We start from the raw sequence: 17,676 nt of genomic DNA, 5'->3' as shown, positions 1-17,676 counted from the left end.
CACGTGACGCAAGTGGGGGAGCAGGACGCGCAGCCCGTGCGCATTGAGCGCTACGGGGCCCGCGTCCTGCTCTTCGACTCGCACGGCCGCGTGCTCGTGCTGCGGGGGCACGATCCCCATCAGCCCGAGCGCTCGTGGTGGTTCACCCCCGGCGGTGGGATCGAACCGGGCGAGAGCCCTGCGGCTGCCGCCGTGCGCGAACTCGCCGAAGAGACCGGTTACGTGCTCGAGGAGCACGAGGTCGTGGGCCCGGTGTGGCGCCGCACCGCGCTGTTTGACTTCTTCTCGCGCCAATACGTCCAACACGAGGTGTTCTTCGTGGCACAGCTTGCCGACGCCGAACGGCACGACAGTGTCGACGCGGCATGGACCGTCGATGAGATGGACGTGATTGACGAGACGGCTTGGCTGACTCAAGCGGAGTTGGCGGCGGCCCCGATTGAGGTGTTCCCTCCCGCGCTTGCGCGATCGTGGGACGGTCTCAATCCGTGGAACGGACAACTGACGGATATGGGAGTGGAACACGAATGACCACCGTGGGAGTGCTCGCGCTACAGGGTGATGTGCGAGAGCACGCCGCCGCCGCATCGGCCCTGGGAGCCCAGGTGACGCTCGTGCGCCACCCGAGCGAGCTCGATGCCGTTGACGCGATGATCCTGCCCGGCGGCGAGTCGACGACCATCGACAAGCTGCTGCGAGCGTTCGACCTGCGTGACCCGCTCATGGACCGCATTCGCGAGGGGATGCCCGTGCTCGGCTCGTGTGCCGGCATGATCCTGCTCGCGACGGACCTGGTGGACGGCATTGAAGGGCAGCACACGCTCGAGGCAATCCCCATGACGGTGCGGCGCAACGCGTTTGGCCGGCAGGTGGATTCTTCTGAGGTGGACCTCACGTGGCTTCCCGACGGCTCCCCGATGCAGGCGACCTTTATCCGAGCGCCGTGGGTCGAGTCGTATGGGGACGATGTCGAGGTGCTCGCCACTGCGGTGGCGGCCGACGGCGTGGAACACGCGGTGGCGGTGCAGTACGGCACGTGCCTGGCCACGGCCTTCCACCCCGAGATCTCCGATGAACCGCGCGTGCACCAGCGCCTGCTCGACCTGATCTGACGCTGCACGGTAGCCCGCGCCACCCCCGGCGTTCGCGTAGACCTGGCCCAGATTCGGGAGCGTGGTGCGCGCTGCGCGTAGATCTCGCCCAGGCGTGGTGGTGAGGCGTGCAACCTTGATCGGCGCGAATCAAGCACTAGGCCTTGATTGCTAGGTATCAAGGCTCTAGCCTTAAGGGATGTTCGTTCTCACTGCCGATCAGCGCGCCAGCACCGTCTCGGGGGAGCGTGTCGAGGAACTCCTCGCCTCGCTCGGCGACTGGAGCCGTCGTTGGCGGGACGAGATCGCGCTCCCGCTCGAGCGCACCGTGGGCGATGAGGTCCAGGTGGTGCTGACCGCTCCAGATGCCGCAGTCGACCTTGCACTGCGCCTGATGCGCGAAGGTGACTGGTCCGTGGGGCTCGGCGCTGGCGCGGTGAACCTTCCGCTCGGAGCCTCGTCGCGGGCCAGTTCCGGACCCGCGTTCGTGTGGGCCCGCACCGCGGTCGAGCGCGCACGCGGAAAGGGGGAGCCCGTTCCGCTGGTCGTGGGCGGCGCGGACGAGGCCGCCGCTGCCGAGGCCACGGCCGTACTCCAGTTGCTCGGGGCTGTCGTCAGGCGTCGCTCGCAGGCCGGTTGGGAGGTGGCCGATGCGCTGGCCGGCGGCGCTACCCGTAAGGCAACCGCGGCGAGCCTTCGCATCTCAGCACAAGCGGTGACCCAGCGTGCGCAGGCGGCGCTGCTCGACGAAGAAGCCGCAGTTCGGCCGGTGGCCGCGCGGTTGCTCTTGGCGGCGTCACAGCAGCGCGATACGGTTCCCACACCATGACAGTCGTGCTCACCTTGCTGATCGCCCTGGCGGCGATGTCGCTCGCCGCGGTCGCTGGCGCACCCCTGGTCGCGTGGGTCCTCAGGCGTATCGAACCCCTCAAGCCCACACCGGGGTTGTTGCGTGGCGGGATGTGGGTGGGCGTCTTCGAGCGCGCGCTGATCGTGGGAAGCATCCTGTGGGGAGTTCCGGAGGGAGTCGCCGTCGTGATCGCGGTCAAGGGCCTGGGCCGCTATCCGGAACTGCGCGACACCGATCCCGCTTACCGGTCTGAGGCCTCGGAGCGGTTCATCATCGGCACGCTCGCGAGCCTGTTGTGCGCAGGGCTGGTGGGGGTCCTCGGCCGGTGGCTGCTGTTGCAGGTGGCCTGATCCAGGGCCAGCACGCACGCTGCGGAGCTGGTCCCGGTCACCCTGAGTAGACTGGAACGCAGTCTCGACCGCAATTTTCTTTAGGGAGCACACGTGTCAGGTCACTCCAAATGGGCCACCACCAAGCACAAGAAGGCCGTCATCGATGCGAAGCGAGGCAAGCTCTTTGCCAAGCTGATCAAGAACATCGAGGTCGCGGCGCGTACCGGTGGCGGTGACCCTGCGGGTAACCCGACGCTGTTCGACGCAATCCAGAAGGCCAAGAAGTCGTCGGTCCCCAACGACAACATCGACCGCGCCGTCAAGCGCGGCTCGGGTCTCGAGGCTGGCGGTGCCCAGTACGAGACCATCATGTACGAGGGCTATGGCCCCAATGGCGTCGCGATGCTTATCGAGTGCCTGACCGACAACCGCAACCGTGCCGCCATGGAGGTGCGCACCGCGCTGACGCGCAACAACGGGACGCTCGCCGACCCCGGCTCGGTGGCGTACTTGTTCTCGCGTAAGGGTCAGGTGGTCGTCCCCAAGGAGGGCACCAGCGAAGACGCGCTCATGGAGGCCACCCTTGAGGCGGGCGCAGAAGAGATCGAGGACGGCGGCGACGTGTTCGAGATCACGTCGGAGGCCACCGACGTGGTCGCCGTGCGCACCGCGCTGCAGGAGGCCGGGATCGACTACGACTCCGCCGAGGCGGCCTGGGTGCCCTCGATGAAGGTTGACCTCGACGTCGACGGTGCCAAGAAGATGTTGCGCCTCATCGACGCCCTCGAGGACTGCGACGACGTCCAGAACGTGTTCGCCAACATGGATGCCTCCGACGAGGTGCTCGAGGCAGCCTCGGCCGAATAGCCCATGCGGATCCTCGGCGTCGACCCCGGCCTGACGCGCTGCGGTCTGGGTGTGGTCGACGCCGCAGGCGCGCGGCGGGTAAGCCTTGTCCACGTCGAGGCGGCGACCTCGCCGTCGACGGACCCCACACCCGCCCGCATCGCGCGGCTCGGCGCGGCGTTGGACCGCGTGCTTGACGAGCACCGCCCGGACTGCGTCGCACTCGAGCGGGTATTCGCCCAGAGCAACGTGAGCACCGTCATGGGTACCGCACAGATTTCGGGCGTCGTGATGCTCGCGGCGGAGCGCCGGGGCCTGCCTGTGGTGCTCTACACACCGTCGGAAGTCAAGGCCGCTGTCACCGGTGACGGCCGCGCAGCCAAGGCGCAAGTGGGGTTCATGGTCACGCGCATCCTTGGGCTCGCGGAGGCTCCGCGACCGGCCGATGCGGCGGACGCCCTCGCGATCGCCATCGCCCACGCGTGGCGTGGGGGAGCGGCTCCCGCGGGCTCCGCTGCCACCACGGCGGCACAGCGGCGCTGGGCCGAAGCCGAGCGCGCGGCGAGACGGAGGGGCTAGCCAGCGGGCGCATCGGCCCTCCCAGGGGAGGCCGGCGAGGGGGTCACGGCGCGTCGAATGCCCGGCCGCGGGCGCGATCGCGTACGTTATTCGTACACATGTTCGAAAGGAGCGTGCGGTGATCGCACAGCTGCACGGCACGGTGCTGACCGTACGAGGCACGTCCACCGTCATTGAGGTGGGCGGCGTGGGGATGCTGGTGCAGTCCACCCCGACCACCCTCGCGCAGATTCGCGTGAACCAAGACGTGCGCCTGTTCACCACGCTCGTGGTGCGTGAGGAGTCGCTGACGATCTTTGGATTCCTGGCAGAGTCGGAGCGCGACACGTTCGAGGCGCTCCAGTCGGTGCAGGGCGTGGGGCCCCGGCTCGCGCTGGCGATGCTCGCCGTTCACACGCCCGATGCGCTCTCTCGCGCCGTGGCCGACGGTGACCGCAAGGCGCTGGAGAAGGTCCCCGGCATTGGTGCGAAGGTCGCCGCGAGGTTGCTGCTCGAGCTTGGTGGAAAGCTGTCGCTGCCCAGCCAGGATGCGCCCGGCGTGGCGGCGGACGCGCGCGCCCAGGTGGAGGAGGCTCTCGTGGGACTGGGGTGGAACCCGAAGGCGGCGGCCAGCGCGGTCGAGGCGGTCGCGCCCGAGCCGATCTCCGATGCGGACGTCGCCGTGACGCTCAGGGCCGCACTGCAGTCGATGGGGGCAGCGCGTGTCTGAGGACGGACTCGACCAGCGGATCATCGACGCCGATGCTGACGCGATCGAGCGCTCCGCGGAGGCCGCACTGCGGCCTGGAAGCCTGTCGGAGTTCGTCGGGCAACGCGTGGTCAGGGAGCAACTTGACCTGGTGCTCAAGGCGGCGTCGAGCCGCGGCGCGGTGTCAGACCACGTGCTCCTGTCGGGCCCGCCTGGCCTGGGTAAGACCACGCTCGCGATGATTGTGGCCGCCGAGATGGGTGCGACCTTGCGCGTGACCTCCGGTCCCGCGATTCAGCACGCGGGCGACCTCGCCGCGATCCTCAGTTCGCTCGACGAGGGCGACGTGCTCTTCCTTGACGAGATCCACCGACTGGCGCGACCCGCCGAGGAGATGTTGTACCTCGCCATGGAGGACTTCCGCGTAGACGTGGTGGTGGGCAAGGGACCCGGTGCCACGTCGATCCCGCTGACGCTGCCGCCGTTCACGGTGGTGGGCGCGACCACGCGCGCAGGCTTGCTGCCGGCACCGCTTCGCGACCGGTTTGGCTTTACGGGGCACCTGGACTTCTACGACACCGACGAACTGCAGGCGATTCTGGTGCGCTCTGCGGGCAAGCTGGGCCTGCACATGGACACCGATGCGGCTGGGGAGATCGCGGGACGGTCCCGAGGCACGCCGCGTATCGCGAACCGCCTGCTGCGACGTGTGCGTGACTGGGCACAAGTGCATGGCGACGGCCGCGCCGACCTGGCCGCCGCGCGCGCCGCCCTCACCGTCTACGAGGTGGACGAGCGCGGGCTCGATCGCCTTGACCGTGCAGTGCTCGCGGCCCTGTGCACCCGCTTTGGTGGCGGTCCGGTGGGCTTGTCGACTCTCGCGGTCACCGTGGGAGAAGAGGCCGAGACAGTGGAGACCGTCGCAGAGCCCTTCTTGGTGCGAGAGGGCCTCATGAGCCGGAGCCCTCGCGGGCGCATCGCGACCATGGACGCCTGGCTTCATTTGGGGCTAGAGCCCCCGGTAGATGCGGCCGTAGGGGAGCAGGCCAGGCGCCTGTTCGACTAGGGCGGTTCGACTCGGGTGCCTGACAAGCCCTAGAATCGCGTGGGCCCATTCATGGGCATCGCCATCTTCTTAAGGGATTCCAGTGTCGAAAGTCACCAAGGGCGCGCGCAAGTCGCTGTACTGGCTCGCCGCCATCCTCGTCGCGATCTACGCGCTCCTCGCCGTCGGTGTCGTCACCGGCAACACCACGTGGACTCCGGGCCTAGCGCTCGACCTCGCGGGAGGACGCCAGATCATCCTTGAGCCCGTCCTTGACGAGGGCGCGACGCAGGAGATCGACCAGTCCGACCTGGACCAGGCCGTTGAGGTCATCCGTCGCCGTGTTGACGGCTCCGGTGTGGCTGAGGCCGAGATCACCACGCAGGGCAACAACATCGTGGTGTCGCTGCCGGGTACTCCCTCGGACGCGACCGTCGACCTCGTGGCGCAGGCAGCCCAACTGCAGTTCCGCCCGGTGCTGCTCGTCGGCAGCCCGAGCCCCACGACGTCTGAGACCACCACGACGCCGGAGCCGAGCACCACGCCGACTCCCGAGGCCTCGACCTCGACCTCGACCTCGGCAGAGCCCACGCCCACGCCCAGTGCATCGGAAATGGCCAACGTCATCACCGGCACCGACGCCGCCGACGCTACCGACGAGGGCGAGCAGCAGGCCGTCGTCACGGGTGCCGAGATCACCCCCACGACGGACGCGACGCCCACTCCCGAGCCGACCACCACGGCCGGAACCACGGACGCCACGCCCACCGATCCTTCGTCGTTCGAGTGGCTCACGGACGACCTCATGACGGAGTACAACGAGCTCGATTGCACCTCCGGTGAGAACTACGCCGGCCGTTCCATGGGCGACCCGAACACGGGGTACGTCGCGTGTTCGTCGAGCGACATCGCCAAGCTCGCGATGGGCCCCGTCGAGATCAACGGTGACGACCTGCAGACCGCCACGAGCGGTCCCGAGCAGAACTCCGCCGGAACCCTCACGGGCTACTACGAGGTTCGCCTGCAGTTCACCGACGAGGGCGGCGACAAGTTCGCTGAGACCACCACCCGCCTGGTGGACCTCGAGGCTCCCCGCAACCAGTTTGCAGTCGTGCTTGATGGTGTTGTCATCACGCACCCGACCGTGAATGTGCGCATCGGCAATGGCGAGGCATCCATCACCGGAAACTTCACTCAGGAGCAGGCCGAGCAGCTGGCAAACCAGTTGAAGTTCGGCGCGCTGCCGATGAGCCTTGAGGTGCAGTCCAACCAGCAGATCTCCGCGACGCTGGGCGCCGAGCAGCTCGAGAAGGGCCTGCTTGCCGGTCTGTTCGGACTGGTGCTCGTGGCCCTGTACTCGCTCGTGCAGTACCGCGCGCTTGGCTTCGTCACCATCGCCTCGCTGCTGATCGCCGGTGGCCTCACCTACGGAGTGATCACCGTGCTGTCGTGGGGGCTGGGCTACCGCCTGTCGCTTGCGGGTGTCGCTGGTCTGATTGTTGCGATCGGTATTACAGCCGACTCGTTCATCGTGTACTTCGAACGTATTCGCGATGAGTTGCGTGAGGGCAGATCCCTCAGGTCCGCCGTCGACCACGCCTGGTCACGAGCACGCCGCACCATTCTGGTGTCCGACGCAGTGTCCTTCCTCGCGGCCATGACGCTGTACATCCTGGCCGTGGGTGGTGTGCGTGGATTCGCCTTCACCCTGGGCCTGACCACGGTCATCGACGTGGCCGTCGTGATGTTGTTCACGCACCCGGTGATGGTGCTGCTCGCGCGTACCAAGTTCTTTGGCGAGGGCCACAAGTGGTCCGGCCTTGACCCGCGTACCCTCGGCCGCGAGGTCATCTACAAGGGCCGCGGCCGCACCACTTCCAAGGGCGCCGCTGCCGCTGGCGGATTGACCCTTGCGGAGCGCAAGGCCGCCGCGCGCAAGGCCGAACCCGTTGCCGACGCCCCCGCCCAGGAGGAGACCGATGCGGTCTCTGGCCAGGCCAACGACACGAAGGGTGACGCCTGATGGCCCGCAACCTTGCCACGTGGGGCAACCGCCTTCACTCGGGGGAGAAGACATACCCGATCGTCGCGCAGCGCAAGCGCTGGTTCGCCGTCTCCGGCGCACTCATGCTCATCTCGGTGTTGCTGCTGGTGTTCAAGGGGCTGAACCCCGGTATTGACTTCACCGGTGGTACGCAGTTCGTCATCCCCGACGTTGCCGACACCTCCGCAGCTCCGGCAGAGCAGGCCGCCGCCGAGGTCGTGCCCGACCAGATCCCGCGCGTCACCGTGCTCGGTGACAACGACGTGCGCGTCCAGCTGGGGGTCATGGAGCAGGACGAGCAGCGCGAGATGGTCGCCGCGCTGTCGGAGTCCTACGACGTCCCCGAGGACCAGATCAGCTACGACCAGATTGGCCCCACGTGGGGTGCCGCGGTGGGCCAGCAGGCAGTCCAGGGTTTGATCGTGTTCCTGCTGCTCGTGTTCGGCGTGATCGCGCTGTACTTCCGTGCATGGCGCATGGCGGCGGCCGCGATCATCGCGCTGCTGCACGACCTGGTGTTCACCGTCGGCATCTATGCGTTGTCGGGCTTCGAGGTCACTCCCGCTACGGTGATTGGCTTCCTGACCATCCTGGGCTACTCGCTCTACGACACCGTGGTGGTGTTCGACAAGGTCAAGGAGAACACCGCCAACCTGTTCTCGCAGACGCGTTACACCTACGCGGAACTAGCGAACCTGGGTATCAACCAGACGCTCGTGCGTTCGATCAATACGTCGGTCGTGGCGCTGCTGCCCGTCGCCTCCATCCTGTTCATTGGGGCGCTCGTGTTGGGCGCGGGAACACTCATGGACATCTCGCTGGCGCTGTTCGTCGGAATGGCAGTGGGCACGTTCTCGTCGGTGTTCGTTGCCACGCCGCTCGAGGTGACGCTCCGCAGTTCCGAGAAGGCGATTGCGGAGCACACCGCCAAGGTGCTCGCCCTGCGTGAGTCCGGCGGCGCTGACGTGGTGGTGAACGAGGATGGCTCGGTGCGCGTTGGCGCTCTGCAGCCCGGCCACCACCAGGGCGTCGGCTCGCAGCCCAAGCGCAAGGGACGTCGATAACCCCCAGTAGAATGGTCCTCACCCTAGGGACGGAGGACTCGCGTGACTGAGACACGATCGCCAGCGCCGTCGGGCCCGCTTGCCTTCTTGCGGCGGCCCACCCGGGAGCCCACGGCTATTGACGGTCTGCTCGACACGTACCGGCGCATGTATCCGCGCGCGAAGACGGGGCTCATCGAGCAGGCGTACAAGGTCGCGGACCGCGCCCACAAGGGTCAGGTTCGTAAGAGCGGCGAGCCGTACATCATCCACCCCATCGCGGTGGCGCAGATCATCGCGGATATGGGGTTGCCGGACACGGTGATTGCGGCGGCACTGCTGCACGATGTGGTCGAGGACACCGAGTACCCGCTCGCTCAGATGCGCGAGGAGTTTGGCGACGAGGTCGCCTCGTTCGTCGACGGCGTCACCAAACTCGACAAGGTCAGTTTTGGGGATGCGGCGCAGGCCGAGACCGTGCGCAAGATGGTCGTGGCGATGGCCAAGGACATCCGCGTGCTGGTCCTCAAACTTGCTGACCGCCTGCACAACGCGCGCACCTGGAAGTACGTCTCGCCTGAGAGCGCACGACGCAAGGCGCAAGAGACCCTCGAGATCTATGCGCCGCTCGCACACCGGATGGGCCTCAACGCCATCAAATGGGAACTTGAGGACCTGTCCTTCAAGACGCTCTATCCCAAGATCTATCAAGAGATTGTCGATGTGGTGGCGGAACGCGCGCCCGAGCGCGAGCGCATGCTGTCCGAGATCACGGCGGAGATCGACCGCGAGCTCAAGAACATCAAGATTAGGGGCGTCATCACGGGGCGCCCCAAGCACTACTACTCGGTGTATCAGAAGATGATCGTGCGAGGCCGCGACCTCAACGACATCTACGACCTGGTCGGCATCCGCATCCTCGTGGACTCCGTGAGGGACTGTTATGCGGTCTTGGGTGCCATGCACGCGAACTTCCAGCCGGTCCCTGGCCGGTTCAAGGACTACATCGCGATGCCCAAGTTCAACCTGTACCAGTCGCTGCACACGACGGTGATCGGTCCCCGCGGCAAGCCGGTAGAGCTACAGATCCGCACGCACGACATGCACCGACGCGCCGAGTACGGCCTTGCCGCTCACTGGCGATACAAGGACCGCGCTGGTTCGGCGAACGGTCAGGGCGAGATGGGCTGGTTGCGCCAGATCGCCGACTGGCAGCAGGAGACTGCTGACCCCACCGAGTTCCTCGACGCTCTGCGCGGCGAGATCTCTCGGGCGGAGGTCTACGTTTTCACCCCGCGGGGCCGCCTGCTGGCGCTCCCGCAGGGCGCGACGCCCGTGGACTTTGCCTACGCAGTTCACACCGAGGTGGGCCACAAGACCATCGGAGCCAAGGTCAACGGTCGGTTGGTGCCGCTGGATTCGACGCTCGACAACGGCGATACCGTCGAGGTGCTCACGACCTCCGACGAGAACGCACATCCCAAGCGTGACTGGCTCGACTTTGTGCAGTCCACGCGCGCCCGCAACAAGATCCGGCAGTGGTTCACGCGCGAGCGTCGCGAGGAGTCGATTGAGACCGGTCGGGACATGCTCGCGCGTGCGATCCGCCGCCAGCACCTGCCCATGCAGCGGCTCATGTCCAAGTCCACGCTGCTCGCGCTGGCCAAGGAGATGCACTACGAGGATGTCGACTCCCTGTACGCCGCGATCGGCGAGCACAAGGAGCAGCCAGCCGATGTGGTGGCCAAAATGGTCGAGGCCGTGGGCGGCACCGAGGGCGCCGACGAGGACGTCACCGAGATCACCCGGCCCGGCACCACCGCGCATCGTGCCCGCAGGGGCGACCCGGGAATCTCGGTGCACGGACTGTCCGACGTGGTGGTCAAGCTCGCCAAGTGTTGCACCCCGGTACCCGGCGACGCGATCCGGGGCTTCGTCACACGTGGCAACGGCGTCAGCGTGCACAGGGCCGACTGCCAGAACCTGGCCGCGCTAGGCGAGCAGCAGGAGCGGTATATCGACGTGCAGTGGACTGGCAGCTCGAATGCGGCCTTCCTCGTGCAGATCGAGGTTGAGGCCCTGGACCGAAATCGCCTGCTCAGCGACGTCGTCAAGGCACTGTCGGACTATCACGTCAACATCCTCGGGGCCAATGTGTCCACCAGCCAGGATCGGGTCGCGCTCAACACGTTCACGTTCGAGATGGCCGACCCCTCGCATCTGGGTGCGGTGATGGCCGCCGTGAGGCGCATTGACGGTGTCTATGACGCACGCCGCGTGACGGGCGCGCGCAAGCCCTGAGTGCTGGTATCTCGCTGTATCGCTCGATAGGTGACTAGTACCGTCCACGCATCGTGAATGTTGCTGGGGGAGCGCGACGAGACCGCCTTACGCCGCCAGGGTTCGAGGTCGGCCCAGGTCACCAGGCCGCGGTCAAGGGCCGCCGCGACGGTGGGCACCGCGTCCGATAGCGGTCCCCACCGCAGGGCGTCCACGAGCGCGACCGGCAGCGGCGCGACGGGGAGGTCCGTGCCGTCATCTGCGGGAATCACTCCGACCGCGTGACAGGTGGTCATGAGTGGTGGGTTGGCCTGTCGCGGGCGGCGTCGTGCGTGACAGCGCAGCTCGAGTGACTCGGGCCGGTCACCCACACCGTGCGCCCAGGCGGCCGCGAGGCCCGTCGCCTGCGTGCCTGCTGGCAACACGCGCGCCAGCGCGGCGCGGCGCACGGCGGGCACATCCTCGATGTCGCCGGGCAGCGCCTGGCCTGGCAACAGGGGCCGGATCACGCCGTCGCGCGCCATCCGGGCATAGGCGACGCGACCGACCGACCGCGGCGTGACCATCCACATGGGTGACAGCCTGGCATCGTCGTGGCCCGGATGCACGAGAGCCCGGTGCGGCTGTGGATAAGCGGCACCGGGCTCTTCCCCCGCCTTTGCGTCAAATGGATCCATTTGACGCAAAGACGGGGGAAGTCGCCGCGCAAATGGATCCATTTTCTTGGGAAGCGGGCGGGGCGGGGCGGGGCGGGGCGGGACGGGGTGGGTTGAGAAGAGTGGGTTGAGAGACGCGGGTGGGGACAGAGAGAGCCAGAAGCCGGGGCTACTTGACGACGCCCTGGATCTGCTTGAGCCACGCCCGACGGGCGTCGAGTGCCTCCTGCGCCTTCTTGACCTTGCGCGCATCGCCCGATGCGGTGGCGGCCTCGAGGTCGGCCTCAAGGTCGGCGATCGCGCTCAGCAACTGCGCCGCCGCACCCGAGGCGCGGGCCTCGAGCTCGGGGTTGCGCGAGTTCCACACGGCATCCTCGGCGTCCCGCACGGCCTGCTCGACGGCGCTCATGCGCTTGTTGAGTCGCGCCATGTCGGCACGGGGGACGCGGCCTGCTGCCTCGTAGCGATCCTGGATGGCGCGCAGCGACTGCTTGGCGGCATTGAGGTCAGAGATAGGCAGAAGAGCCTCGGCGTCGACAACGGCGGCCTCCTTGGGTGCCACGTTCTCGGCGAGAGCCTCGTCCTCGGCCTCCGATGCGGAGCGACGCGCCTCGAAGAAGGCATCCTGGGCCGCCTGGAACCGCTTCCACAGGGCGTCGTCGACGCTACGGCGTCCCCGACCGGCCTGCTTCCACTCGCCCATGAGGTCGCGGAAGCCGCGGGCGCCACGGTCCCAGTCGGTGGTTTCAGCAAGGCGCTCGGCCTGGGCGACCAGGTCTTCCTTGCGTCCGGCCACGTTGGAGTTCGACTTGTCGAGTTCAGAGAAGTGGTGCTTGCGAGCCTTCTCGAACTGCGAGCGTGCCGTCGTGAAACGCTTCCACAGCGCCTTCTCGACATCCTTGGGGATGCGAGCCAAGGAACGCTGCGATTCCTTCCACTCATCGAGGAGCGCGCGCAGGGTGGCGGTGTCGTTCTTCCAGTGCACCGAGGCCTCGTCGCGACCGGCGATCTCCTCGGCACGCGCGACAATCGCTTCACGCGAGGCCAGGGCCTCTTCGCGGGCAACGCGACGCTGCTCCTGAATACGCTCGCGGACATCGCGCGCCTCGGCCGACACGGCCTCGAAACGCGCGCGCAGCGCGGGCAGATCGCCCACGACCTTGGGCTCGGCGAGCGACGCCGTCACCGACTCCAGCGCATCGTCAATGTCCTTGGGTGACAGTTCAGCGGACTCGAGGCGAGCATGGATGCGCTCGACTGACGCCTTGAGCTCAAAGTAAGCCTTGACGTACGGCGCGATCGGCTCGTCACCCGTCGCGGGGCCCACCTCGTGGCGAGTGTCTCCATCGGTGACGTGCACCGCATCGGCCTCCACGACGCCGAAGGCGGCGGCCTCAGCCAACTGCTCCTCGGTGACGTCGGCGGCCACCGGAACCTTGACCGGGTGGGTGGCGTGCGCGGCGATCACGGCGGGGCTGGGGGCCTTCGCGGGGGGACCGGGCTTAGGGATGGGCGTGGGCTTGGGAGTGGGGGCGGACATCAGTGGGCACCTCTTCACGGTGGTGGACGTTGCCGGTCGTCCACCGGGCTCGCCTGCAGGATCCGGCATAGGCAACGGTCCCCACAATACTCAGGCTTGCGCGCGTGCGGGGAGCGTTGGCGTGAACCAGGGGTGCGACACCTGGAAGAATGGGCGCCATGGCACGAGTGCGACCCCTATCCGGTTATCCCGAGTGGACCCCTTCCGAGCGTGTAGTGGAGTCCGCCGTTCTCGACTCCCTGAGGCACACGTTCCGGCTCCATGGCTTCGGCGAGATCGAGACGCGTGCCGTCGAGACGGTGGAGCGACTCGCAGGCAAGTCAGAGGCCGCCAAGGAGATTTACACGCTCACCCGGCTCAATGCCGAGGTTGACGCCGATGCGCGCCTGGGCTTGCACTTTGACCTCACCGTGCCGTTCGCGCGGTATGTCGAGGAGTTCCAGAACGACCTCGCGTTCCCCTTCAAGCGCTTCCAGATCCAGAAGGTGTGGCGCGGCGAGCGGCCTCAGGAGGGTCGCTACCGCGAGTTCTACCAGGCGGATATCGACATCGTGGGGCGCCAGAGTCTGCCAGCGCACCTCGACGTCGAGGTCGCGGTCGTGATGGCGCGTGCCCTCGCGGCGTTGCCGTTGCCCGGCGTGGCCATGCGGGTCAACAACCGCCACCTGGTCGAGGGCTTCTACCGCGGCGTGGGCATCAGCGACATTGCTGGCGCGCTGCGCAGCGTGGACAAGCTCGACAAGATCGGGCCGGACGGCGTGCGTGCCGAACTGGTCGAGCAGGGCGTTCCCGACACTGCCGCAGACGCGGTGCTCGAACTCGCGCGCATCAGCGCACCCGACGCGAGCTTCGTGGCGGCAGTGGAAGACCTGTGGGCCACGACGACCACCATCGCTGAGGTGGCCGATGCGCAGGCTGAGCTGCGTGACGGGCTCACCCAACTGGTGGCATTGGTCGAGGGCGTCAACGCCGCCGTACCCGGCACCGCCGTCGCGGACCTGCGGATCGCGCGTGGCCTCGACTACTACACGGGGTCCGTCTACGAGACCTTCCTCGAGGGACACGAGGACCTGGGCTCGATCTGCTCCGGCGGGCGCTACGACTCGCTGGTTGCCGGGGGAGGGTTCCCGGGTGTGGGCATGTCGATCGGCGTGAGCCGGCTTGTGAGCCGCATGCTCGGAGCGGGACTCGTCAGTGCCTCTCGCGCCGTGCCGACCGTGGTGCTCGTCGCGGTCACGGATGAGGACACGCGCGGCGCGTCTAACGCCATTGCGGACCAGCTGCGGGCGCGGGGCATTGCCACGGAGGTGGCCCCGAGCGCTGCCAAGTTCGGCAAGCAGATTCAGCACGCCGACCGCCGCGGCATTCCCTACGTGTGGTTCCCCGACTCGGGCGAGGTCAAGGACATCCGGTCGGGCGACCAGGTACCCGCTCAGCCCGAGACGTGGGCGCCGCCTGCCGACGATCTGTACCCGCGCATCGTCCGTCACGACGGCTAAACCCAGGACGTCACTCGCGGGCGTCGCTCGCGTGCACGGTTAGACTTGTGCGCGACATTCTCCTATCCGGCGCGCCCGTCTAGCGCGCCCCAGAAAGGCACCGACTGTGCTTCGCACTCATCTCGCAGGAAACCTCCGCGCCTCCGACGCCGGCACCACCGTCACCCTCGCTGGGTGGGTAGGGCGCCGCCGCGATCACGGCGGAGTGGCCTTCATCGATCTGCGCGACGCTTCCGGCTTCGCCCAGGTCGTCATTCGCGAAGAGGTCGCCCACTCGCTGCGCAACGAGTACGTGATTCAGGTCACAGGCGAGGTCCGCGACCGTCCCGAGGGGTCGGCCAACCCCAACCTGCCGTCCGGTGAGATCGAGGTTGTCGTGAGCGACGTCACGATCCTCAACGAGTCCGCGCCGCTGCCCATGCCCGTCGACGAGCACGTCACGGTGGGCGAAGAGGCGCGCCTCAAGCACCGCTACATCGACCTGCGCCGTCCCAAGCCGCGGGCCAACATCGTGCTGCGTTCGCAGGCCAACCAGGCCGCGCGCCGCGTGCTCGACCGCCACGACTTCCTCGAGATCGAGACGCCGACCCTGACGCGCTCGACCCCCGAGGGTGCGCGCGACTTCCTGGTGCCCGCGCGGCTGGCGCCCGGGTCGTGGTACGCGCTGCCGCAGTCGCCGCAGCTGTTCAAGCAGCTGCTCATGGTGGCCGGCATGGAGCGGTACTACCAGATCGCCCGCTGCTACCGCGATGAGGACTTCCGCGCGGACCGCCAGCCCGAGTTCACGCAGCTCGACATCGAGATGAGCTTTGTCGACCAGGACGACGTGATCGCGCTGGGCGAGGAGATCGTTCGCGAGCTGTGGAGCCTCATTGGCCACGAGGTATCACTGCCCATCCCGCGCATCACTTTTGCCGATGCGATGGCACGGTTCGGCTCCGACAAGCCCGACCTGCGCTTTGGCCTCGAGCTCACCGAGCTCACCGAGTACTTCAAGGACACCCCGTTCCGCGTGTTCCAGAGCGAGTACGTGGGCGCGGTCGTCATGCCTGGCGGCGCCGACCAGCCCCGCCGCACGCTCGACGCGTGGCAGGAGTGGGCCAAGCAGCGCGGGGCCAAGGGCCTGGCATACGTGCTGATCCAGGAGGACGGCGAGCTCGCAGGTCCCGTGGCGAAGAACCTGTCCGACGCCGAGCGTGCCGGCCTGGCCGCGGCCGTGGGTGCCCAGCCTGGTGACTGCGTGTTCTTTGCTGCAGGCAAGACCGAGGCCTCGCGTGCGCTGCTGGGTGCCGCGCGCCTCGAGATCGGCCGCCGCGTGGGTCTGATCGATGAGGACCGCTTCGAGTTCGTGTGGGTCGTCGACGCGCCGCTGTTCAAGCCCGTTGACGCCGCGGATGACGACGTCGCCGTGGGCTCCGGTGCCTGGACCGCCGTGCACCATGCGTTCACGAGCCCCAAGCCCGAGTACCTCGACAACTTCGAGGATGTTCCTGGCGAGGCGCTTGCGTACGCGTACGACATCGTGTGCAACGGCAACGAGATTGGTGGCGGCTCGATCCGTATCCACCGTCAGGACGTTCAGGAGCGCGTGTTCAAGGTCATGGGCATCGGTGAGGAGGAGGCCAAGGAGAAGTTTGGCTTCCTGCTCGAGGCGTTCTCGTTTGGCGCACCTCCGCACGGCGGCATCGCGCTGGGCTGGGACCGCATCGTCGCGCTGTTGGCCAAGGCCGACTCCATCCGCGACGTGATCGCGTTCCCCAAGTCCGGCGGCGGCTACGACCCGCTGACGGCTGCGCCCGCGCCCATCACCCCCGAGCAGCGTGCCGAGGCCGGAGTGGACTACGAGCCGGAGCCCGAGGCCGAGCCCGCCGAGTAGCCTCACCGCACCTCACACCATGCGCACGCGCCGCCAGGAATCCTGGCGGCGCGTGCGCATTTGACGTCACGATCCGCTCCCACCGACAGCGAACCTTTGCGATTCTGAGAATAACGGCGCGTCCGGTTTGTTACTGTGCGTGACCAACCCCGCGGGGCACGAGTGCGTTGTCACTGTTGACCTTGCACGCACCCCAGGGTTCGTTCGAAGTCCAACGATGGTGGGAGTGAACGGATGATCGACTCGACGCTCGGCACGGCGCGCTGGCAGCGCCTGACAATCGCGTTGGCGGTGGTGGTGGCTATCACCGCAGTGTGGCCCGCGCCCGCACACGCAGCTGACACAGCAACGCTCGCGCGGCAGGAGACAGCTGCGGCGGCGCCGCTGGCCCAAGCAGCGTCCACGGGACTGCCCGCTGCCCACCGTGGCGACGCGTGGGTAGCCTCCGGTCGGGTGGACTTTCGCGTAAGTGCGTCGCCGTCGGCAGCGGTCCAGGTGACCGCCTATCGCGACGCGCGGGTGTGGGCTACAGGCGCGGTCAAGGGTGGCTGGCGCGAGTTCAAGGTGGCCGGCATGTACGCTTGGGCCCCCGCCAAGCACATCACCACGACCAAGCCAGGTTGGGATCCTGTGCGCGTCGTGGTCACCAAGTCCACTTTGGACCTGCGGTACTTCCCCGGCACCAACAGCAGTGTCGAGTTGACGGTCAAGGCAGGCACCAGGGCGATCTTCACCGGCGTCGCACGGAGCGGCTGGTGGGAGGTCAAGGTGGGCAACACGTGGGCCTGGACCCCGTCGCAGTACATTTCGGTCAACGGCTACTACTCGGCAAACAAGGTCCTCGACGTCGCCAAGTCACAGGTGGGGTACCGCGAACCGTCATGGCGCAACAACAAGTACAACAGTTGGATCAACGGCAACAATGCTTGGTGCAGCGTGTTCGTTTCCTGGGTGTTCGCACACGCCGACTACGCGGCGGGTGTGCCCAAGCGCAAGCACTTCGACGACTACGTGGCGGACCTGCGCCGCGCCGGGGTGCTCGACACGAGCCCTCGTGGGAGCGAGATGCGCAAGGGCGATGTGGTGCTGATCGACTGGGCTCCGCGCAATGGACCCACCCACACCGGCATCGTCGACCGCGTCGACGGCAACTACGTGTGGCTCGTCGAAGGCAATACGACCTCCGGCACGGGCAGTTCCACGCGTGGAGTGTTCTACCGCAAGCGCGCATTGGCGGACGTGTACGCGTGGTTCCGTCCCACGGACTACGCGATGGCCACGCGCTAGCAGACTCGTCGGTGCCGCCT

General features: G+C 67.5%; 16 protein-coding genes. 14 read left to right on the top strand and 2 right to left on the bottom strand.

The genetic code is table 11. The annotated features are described in order from the left end of the window. Positions 1–3 precede the first annotated feature (3 nt). From ACK5NO_RS05570 to ACK5NO_RS05520, 11 genes are all read left to right on the top strand, one after another. Entirely contained in the window at positions 4–531 is a 528-nt protein-coding gene (locus ACK5NO_RS05570; protein ID WP_416811681.1) for an NUDIX hydrolase, read from the top strand. After that, complete coding sequence (pdxT, locus tag ACK5NO_RS05565; protein ID WP_416811680.1) at positions 528–1,112, top strand: pyridoxal 5'-phosphate synthase glutaminase subunit PdxT; 585 nt, start codon at positions 528–530, stop codon at positions 1,110–1,112. Before ACK5NO_RS05570 ends, pdxT begins: the two co-directional genes overlap by 4 nt. 178 nt (positions 1,113–1,290) lie before the next feature. After that, positions 1,291–1,920, top strand: coding sequence for a hypothetical protein (locus ACK5NO_RS05560; protein ID WP_416811679.1), 630 nt, complete (start codon positions 1,291–1,293; stop codon positions 1,918–1,920). Beyond that, complete coding sequence (locus ACK5NO_RS05555) at positions 1,917–2,291, top strand: hypothetical protein (protein WP_416811678.1); 375 nt, start codon at positions 1,917–1,919, stop codon at positions 2,289–2,291. Before ACK5NO_RS05560 ends, ACK5NO_RS05555 begins: the two co-directional genes overlap by 4 nt. A gap of 93 nt (positions 2,292–2,384) precedes the next feature. Beyond that, positions 2,385–3,140, top strand: coding sequence for a YebC/PmpR family DNA-binding transcriptional regulator (locus ACK5NO_RS05550; protein ID WP_416811677.1), 756 nt, complete (start codon positions 2,385–2,387; stop codon positions 3,138–3,140). A gap of 3 nt (positions 3,141–3,143) precedes the next feature. Next, positions 3,144–3,698: a crossover junction endodeoxyribonuclease RuvC gene (ruvC, locus tag ACK5NO_RS05545; protein WP_416811676.1), complete on the top strand. Its 555-nt coding sequence runs from the start codon at positions 3,144–3,146 to the stop codon at positions 3,696–3,698. A gap of 118 nt (positions 3,699–3,816) precedes the next feature. After that, positions 3,817–4,407: a Holliday junction branch migration protein RuvA gene (gene ruvA / locus ACK5NO_RS05540; RefSeq protein WP_416811675.1), complete on the top strand. Its 591-nt coding sequence runs from the start codon at positions 3,817–3,819 to the stop codon at positions 4,405–4,407. Then, positions 4,400–5,452: a Holliday junction branch migration DNA helicase RuvB gene (ruvB, locus tag ACK5NO_RS05535; RefSeq protein WP_416811674.1), complete on the top strand. Its 1,053-nt coding sequence runs from the start codon at positions 4,400–4,402 to the stop codon at positions 5,450–5,452. The genes ruvA and ruvB overlap by 8 nt, the downstream gene beginning before the upstream one ends. A gap of 82 nt (positions 5,453–5,534) precedes the next feature. Then, positions 5,535–7,454 (top strand): protein translocase subunit SecD, encoded by a 1,920-nt coding sequence (gene secD / locus ACK5NO_RS05530; protein ID WP_416811673.1) that lies wholly within the window; start codon positions 5,535–5,537, stop codon positions 7,452–7,454. Beyond that, positions 7,454–8,539 (top strand): protein translocase subunit SecF, encoded by a 1,086-nt coding sequence (gene secF, locus ACK5NO_RS05525; protein WP_416811672.1) that lies wholly within the window; start codon positions 7,454–7,456, stop codon positions 8,537–8,539. The genes secD and secF overlap by 1 nt, the downstream gene beginning before the upstream one ends. A gap of 42 nt (positions 8,540–8,581) precedes the next feature. Next, on the top strand, positions 8,582–10,819 hold the full coding sequence (locus tag ACK5NO_RS05520) for a RelA/SpoT family protein (protein ID WP_416811671.1): 2,238 nt from the start codon (positions 8,582–8,584) through the stop codon (positions 10,817–10,819). Here ACK5NO_RS05520 and ACK5NO_RS05515 read toward each other — a convergent pair. Beyond that, positions 10,780–11,370: a hypothetical protein gene (locus ACK5NO_RS05515; RefSeq protein WP_416811670.1), complete on the bottom strand. Its 591-nt coding sequence runs from the start codon at positions 11,368–11,370 to the stop codon at positions 10,780–10,782. The two genes, ACK5NO_RS05520 and ACK5NO_RS05515, sit on opposite strands and share 40 nt — an antisense overlap. Positions 11,371–11,623: 253 nt before the next feature. Beyond that, positions 11,624–12,994 (bottom strand): DUF349 domain-containing protein, encoded by a 1,371-nt coding sequence (locus tag ACK5NO_RS05510; protein WP_416811669.1) that lies wholly within the window; start codon positions 12,992–12,994, stop codon positions 11,624–11,626. Positions 12,995–13,152: 158 nt separating this feature from the next. Here ACK5NO_RS05510 and hisS point away from each other — a divergent pair, with 158 nt between their 5' ends. The 3 genes from hisS to ACK5NO_RS05495 all read left to right on the top strand — a co-directional run bounded on the left by hisS (position 13,153) and on the right by ACK5NO_RS05495 (position 17,656). Beyond that, positions 13,153–14,493, top strand: a complete 1,341-nt coding sequence (gene hisS, locus ACK5NO_RS05505; protein WP_416811668.1) for a histidine--tRNA ligase — start codon at positions 13,153–13,155, stop codon at positions 14,491–14,493. A gap of 106 nt (positions 14,494–14,599) precedes the next feature. Further along, positions 14,600–16,369 (top strand): aspartate--tRNA ligase, encoded by a 1,770-nt coding sequence (aspS, locus tag ACK5NO_RS05500; protein ID WP_416811667.1) that lies wholly within the window; start codon positions 14,600–14,602, stop codon positions 16,367–16,369. Between the two features lie 234 nt (positions 16,370–16,603). Beyond that, entirely contained in the window at positions 16,604–17,656 is a 1,053-nt protein-coding gene (locus ACK5NO_RS05495) for a hypothetical protein (RefSeq protein ID WP_416811666.1), read from the top strand. The last annotated feature ends 20 nt before the right edge of the window (positions 17,657–17,676 follow it).

Source organism: Demequina sp., from assembly GCF_047975725.1.
Lineage (GTDB): Bacteria > Actinomycetota > Actinomycetes > Actinomycetales > Demequinaceae > Demequina.
This window is presented reverse-complemented; position numbering and strand designations above follow the sequence as displayed.

What these genes read in the sequence shown, in the direction of transcription:
- ACK5NO_RS05560 (WP_416811679.1), top strand. Translation starts at nt 1,291, where the DNA reads ATGTTCGTTCTCACTGCCGATCAGCGCGCCAGCACCGTCTCGGGGGAG.
- pdxT (WP_416811680.1), top strand. Translation starts at nt 528, where the DNA reads ATGACCACCGTGGGAGTGCTCGCGCTACAGGGTGATGTGCGAGAGCAC.
- hisS (WP_416811668.1), top strand. Translation starts at nt 13,153, where the DNA reads ATGGCACGAGTGCGACCCCTATCCGGTTATCCCGAGTGGACCCCTTCC.
- ruvC (WP_416811676.1), top strand. Translation starts at nt 3,144, where the DNA reads ATGCGGATCCTCGGCGTCGACCCCGGCCTGACGCGCTGCGGTCTGGGT.
- secF (WP_416811672.1), top strand. Translation starts at nt 7,454, where the DNA reads ATGGCCCGCAACCTTGCCACGTGGGGCAACCGCCTTCACTCGGGGGAG.
- ACK5NO_RS05510 (WP_416811669.1), bottom strand. Translation starts at nt 12,994, where the DNA reads ATGTCCGCCCCCACTCCCAAGCCCACGCCCATCCCTAAGCCCGGTCCC.
- ACK5NO_RS05555 (WP_416811678.1), top strand. Translation starts at nt 1,917, where the DNA reads ATGACAGTCGTGCTCACCTTGCTGATCGCCCTGGCGGCGATGTCGCTC.
- ACK5NO_RS05495 (WP_416811666.1), top strand. Translation starts at nt 16,604, where the DNA reads ATGATCGACTCGACGCTCGGCACGGCGCGCTGGCAGCGCCTGACAATC.
- ACK5NO_RS05515 (WP_416811670.1), bottom strand. Translation starts at nt 11,370, where the DNA reads ATGTGGATGGTCACGCCGCGGTCGGTCGGTCGCGTCGCCTATGCCCGG.